The sequence below is a fragment of the Mesorhizobium sp. M4A.F.Ca.ET.090.04.2.1 genome (assembly GCF_003999085.1).
Classification (GTDB): domain Bacteria; phylum Pseudomonadota; class Alphaproteobacteria; order Rhizobiales; family Rhizobiaceae; genus Mesorhizobium.
The window spans coordinates 1-920 of sequence record NZ_RZOT01000939.1; the positions used below are offsets into that span (position 1 = coordinate 1).

A 920-nucleotide genomic window follows, 5' to 3' on the forward strand; every position below is an offset into this window, starting at 1 on the left:
CCGCTTTTGCCTCGAGCATCACCGCCGCTACGAGATCGGGCCACAGGTCGAGCGTGGCCCAAAGCATCGTGCCAGGCCCGGCGCCGATATCGAGCAAGGTCCTCGGCTGGAAGTCGGGCCTTGCCTCGGCCAGCGCATCGAGGCTGGCGCGAACGGCGGCATAGGTCGCCGGCAGCCGCGTCGCCAGATAGGCTTTGACCGCCATGTCCTCGGCCATGTGTAGGCGGCCGTCGCGCAGCTCCGCGCGGTAGCGGTCGGACAGCGTCCGCGCCGCCTGCTTGAGCGCCGGCAGCGGCACATTTTCGAGCAGGCGCTCGACGCCTTGCCGGAGCGGTGCGGGGAGTTCCACGGCTCAGGCTCCCTCAGAACTGGATAGTTTCAGGCCGAATCGACCTGAAACTATCCAGTTCTAAATCAGCGAGATAGAGCATGATGTCGTCCGAAAACCGTTTCACACTTTTCGGCATCATGCTCTCGGCGCGAGCAGGATGACCGAAGCGCCGGCGATGCAGATCGCCGCACCGGCAAGGTCCCAGCGGTCGGGGCGCACTCCTTCCACCAGCCACAGCCAGCCGAGCGATGCCGCAATGTAGATGCCGCCATAGGCCGCATAGGCGCGGCCGGCGGCCGACGTGTCGACGAGCGCCAGCAGCAAGCCGAATAAAGCGAGCGAGACGAGGCCCGGCGCCAGCCATAGAGGCGACTTTCCCAGCCGCCACCAGACCCAGAACGAGAAGCAGCCGGCGATCTCGGCAAGGGCGGCGGCGATGTAGATGAGGTAGGTCATGAAAAAGGTCTCGCGATGACGAGACCTTTTTCATGCTTGGGGAGCCTATGGCAAGGACAATGGGCCAATTGAACGCGATGCCGCCGGCGCCCTATTCCCCGTCCGCCACCTTCCTGCGGCGGGCGGGGTTGGC

At 65.4% G+C, this 920-nt stretch carries 2 protein-coding genes; both read right to left on the reverse strand.

The window, feature by feature from the left end:
* Positions 1–349: small ribosomal subunit Rsm22 family protein (locus EN781_RS33325; RefSeq protein WP_281034423.1), on the reverse strand; the 349-nt coding region annotated here is incomplete at its 3' end.
* Positions 350–466: 117 nt separating this feature from the next.
* On the reverse strand, positions 467–787 hold the full coding sequence (locus EN781_RS33330; RefSeq protein ID WP_126055658.1) for a YnfA family protein: 321 nt from the start codon (positions 785–787) through the stop codon (positions 467–469).
* Positions 788–920: the final 133 nt, after the last annotated feature.

Bases quoted from the DNA above. Each gene is read 5' to 3' on its own strand.
- EN781_RS33330 (WP_126055658.1), bottom strand. From the start codon at position 787: ATGACCTACCTCATCTACATCGCCGCCGCCCTTGCCGAGATCGCCGGC.